The organism is Limnohabitans sp. (assembly GCF_038134685.1).
Lineage (GTDB): Bacteria > Pseudomonadota > Gammaproteobacteria > Burkholderiales > Burkholderiaceae_C > Limnohabitans_A.
The window spans coordinates 1-3,994 of the sequence record NZ_JAYPVP010000030.1 but is presented as its reverse complement, the minus strand read 5'-3'; the positions used below and the strand labels follow the sequence as shown (position 1 = coordinate 3,994).

Here is a 3,994-nt window from a genome sequence, read left to right as displayed (position 1 = left end):
CGAAGTGACCATGCCCGACGGCAGCAAAGTGCAAGCCACGGCAGACGCCAACGGCGACTACAGCGCCACCAGCGCCCCCAGCGCCAAGCCCCAACCCAGTGGCACCGTCACCGCCACCGCCACTGACGCCGCAGGCAACACCAGCGCCCCTGCCAGCGCCACCTACAGCGACACCACGCCCCCTGCGGCCCCCACCGACACCACCCTGGTTGCCAGCGCCGACGGCAAACTCACCGTCAGTGGCAAAGCCGAACCCGGCAGCACCGTCGAAGTGACCATGCCCGACGGCAGCAAAGTGCAAGCCACGGCAGACGCCAACGGCAACTACAGCGCCACCAGCGCCACATCGCAAACCACCGGCACCGTCACCGTCAAAGCCACCGACGCTGCAGGCAACACCAGCGCCCCGGCCAGCGCCACGTTCACCGACACCGTTGCCCCGGTCTTCACCTCGGCCGCAGTCAGCGCCGACGGCACCCAAATCGTTCTCACCTACAGCGACACGCTCGACGCCACCAACCCCCCTGGCATCGGCGCCTTCAGCGCCAGCGTGGGCGGCGCCATCAAGTCCGTCACGGTCAGCGGCAACACCGTCACCCTGGAGATGAGCGACACCATCACCAACAACCAGACCGTCACCGTCACTTACACCGACCCCACCACCGGCAACGACACCGCCGCCATCCAGGACAAAGCCGGCAACGACGTCAGCAGCCTGAGCGGGCAGGGCGTCACCAACGGCTCGACCATCACCCCTGAGAAAAAAGCCGCGCTCGCCAAAATCGCGGCCTATGCCGAAGACAACGGGGCAGTCAACCCCACCCCCGGGGCGCAGGACTACACCGACGCCGGTGTCACTGGCATGGGCGGTACAGGCGAACCCAGCGTGGCCCAAATCAACAGCGTGCTCGCCAGCGTGCCGCTGGTCGGCAATGAGGCCGACACCACAGCCAAAGTGCAAGCCATTGTGGACACCTACAAAGCCGTGTTGGCCCTGGCCGACGGCACCGACCAGCCAGGCACCACCGCACTCACAGACGCACAACTGAGCAACCTGGGTCTGGACACCCTGCTGAACACCGCCGACGAAAAAGCCCTCTTCACCGACGCCGTGGACAACACCACCGCAGGCGAAGTGGACAGCTACACCAAGCTCACCGACCTGGTCAATGCGGCCAAACTGGCTGTTGCCTACACAGGCGCAGCCACTGGTGCAGGCTCCACCGCCCCCACCGCAGCGCAAATCAACGCACTGCTGGGTGCTCCCACCGTGGACGCAAGCAACGCAACGCAAGTGGCCGCCGTGCAAGCCCGTTTGGCCGAAGCCAACAGCGACGGCACCCCTGTCACCACCATTGACGAACTCAAGCGCCTGGTCAACGGCGTGCTCAACCCCGACGACGCCAAGATCGAAGCGATCATCAAGATCGCTGTCTACGCCGAAACCAACACAAGCGCAGCCCCCGACGCCACCGACTACATCAACGCCGGCATCGTCAACGGCGCCAACGGCCTGAGCACCACCGCAGGCGACGGCAAACCCACCGTGGCCCAAATCAACAGCGTGCTCGCCAGCGTGCCGCTTGTTGGCAACGAGGCCAACAACACTGGCAAAGTCCAAGCCATCGTCGACGCCTACAAAACCGTGCTGACCCTGGCCGACGGCACCGACCAGGCCGGCACCACCGCGCTGACAAACGCACAACTGAGCAACCTGGGCGTAGACACACTGCTGAGCACCGCCGAAGACAAAGCCCTCTTCACCGACGCCGTGGACAACGCCGTCGCAGGCGAAGTGGACAGCTACACCAAACTCGCCGAGCTGGCCAACGCCGCCAAACTGGCCGCCGCCTACACAGGCACTGGCACAGCCCCCACCGCCGCGCAAATCGACGCCCTGCTCAGTGGCGCAGCCACCGTGGCCGCAGGCAAAGAAGCCGCTGTGCAAGCGCGCCTGGCCGAAGCCAACAGCGACGGCACCCCCGTCACCACCATTGACGAACTCAAGCGCCTGGTCGACGGCGTGGTCAACCCCGAAGCCGCCCAAGCCGCAGCGCTGGCCAAAATCAAGGCCTACGCCGACGACGCCACCAAGCCCGCCCCCGACGCCACCGACTACGTCAACGCCCAAGTTGGCGGCATCGGCGCTGCAGGCCAACCCACCGTGGCCCAAATCAACACCGTGCTCGCCAGCTTGCCGCTCGTGGGCGACGAAGCCGACAGCCAGCCCGAAGTCCAAGCCATCGTCGACGCCTACCAGAAAGTGCTGACCCTGGCCAACAACAACGACGACAACGGTGGCACCCCCGCCATCGCCCTGAGCGCTGCCGACGTCATCGCCCTGGGCCTGGACAAAGACGCCACCAACCCCAACGGCATTGACCTGGGCGCCACCAGCACCACCAAAGACGCTGCGCTCAGCCTGCTGACCGACGCCTACGACAACGCCGACAAAGGCGCAGGCGAAGTCGCCACCCACACCCAGCTGGCCGCCATTGCCAGCCTCGCCGCCAAAGTCATGGCCGCCGCCGACAGTGCCGACGGCAACGCCACCGCAACCGAAGTCGTCAAATACTACCTGAACGCCGGGGGCGTCAACGCCAGCGGCATCACCGCCGACAACCTCAAAGCCGTGCAAATGGCCATTGCGCGCACCGCCGACACCGGCGCAGCCGTGGACACCGTGGCCAAACTGCAAGCCGTGGTGACCGCCGCGATTGCGGCCTACGACGCTTCCCTGGCCAAACTCCAGGCCTACGCACAAGACGACGGTGCCGCTGCCGCCAGCAACCCCAGCCTCATCCCCGACGCCAGCGACTACGCCAACATTGGCGTCAGCGGCATCGACGGCGCAGGCCAGCCCACCGTGGCAGCCATGAACAGCGCCCTGGCCGAGCCCGAAGTGCAAGCCGCGCAAGTGCCCACGGCCGCCGCAGTGCAAGCCCTGGTCACCGCCTACAGCGCCATCACCGCCGCCGCTGACGGCGTGGCCGACAGCGACACCAACCCCACGCAAACGCAATACGCCGCCATTGGCGTCAACGGCGTGGACAATGCCACCAAAGAAGGCCTGCTGGGCAGCATCATCGACCGCAAGGAGCCCACCGACGTCAACACCGTGGCCAAAGTGCAAGCCCTGGCCGATGCCGTCAAAGACGTGCTCGCCCTGGCCGACAACGCGGACAACGACGGTGGCACGACGGCCACCAAGCTCAGCCCCGCCATCACCCTGGACGACGCCAAGCTGACCGCCCTGGGCCTGGACACCATCCTGCCCGCCGCTGCCGTGGCAGAAAAAACGCTCTTTACCGACGCCGTGGACAACGCCACCGCAGCCGAAGTGGACAGCTACACCAAGCTCGCCGCCCTGGCCAACGCCGCCAAACTGGCCGCCGCCTACACAGGTGACGCCGGCACCGCCCCCAGCGCAGCGCAAATCAACACCTTGCTGGGCGCGGCCACCGTGCCCGCAGACAAAGAAGCCGCCGTGCAAGCCCGCCTGGCGCAAGCCAACAGCGACGGCGCCCCCGTCACCACCATTGACGAACTCAAGCGCCTGGTGGACGGCGTGATCGACCCCACCAACGCCAAGACGGTTGCGCTGGCCAGAATTGCCGCCTACGCCCAAGACAATGGCGGCGCACCCACCAACAGCCCCGCCCCCGACGCCACCGACTACGTCAACGCCGGCATCGTCAACGCCCCCAACGGCCTGAGCACCAACAACGGCACAGACGGCAAACCCACCGTGGCCCAAATCAACAGCGTGCTCGCCAGCGTGCCGCTGGTCGGCGCAGAAGCCAACGAAGAGACCGAAGTCCGAGCCATCGTCGACGCCTACCAAGCCGTGCTGACCCTGGCCAACAACGCCGACGACAACGGTGGCACCCCCACCATCACCCTGGACGACGCCAAGCTGACCGCCCTGGGCCTGGAAACCATCCTGCCTGCCGCTGCCGTGGCAGAAAAAACCCTCTTCACCGACGCCGTGGAC

Annotated in this window: 1 protein-coding gene; it reads left to right on the top strand. The window is 66.6% G+C overall.

Going from position 1 to position 3,994, the window contains the following annotated elements:
* Nucleotides 1-3,994: SwmB domain-containing protein (locus tag AAFM15_RS10705; RefSeq protein WP_341686701.1), on the top strand; the 3,994-nt coding region annotated here is incomplete at both ends.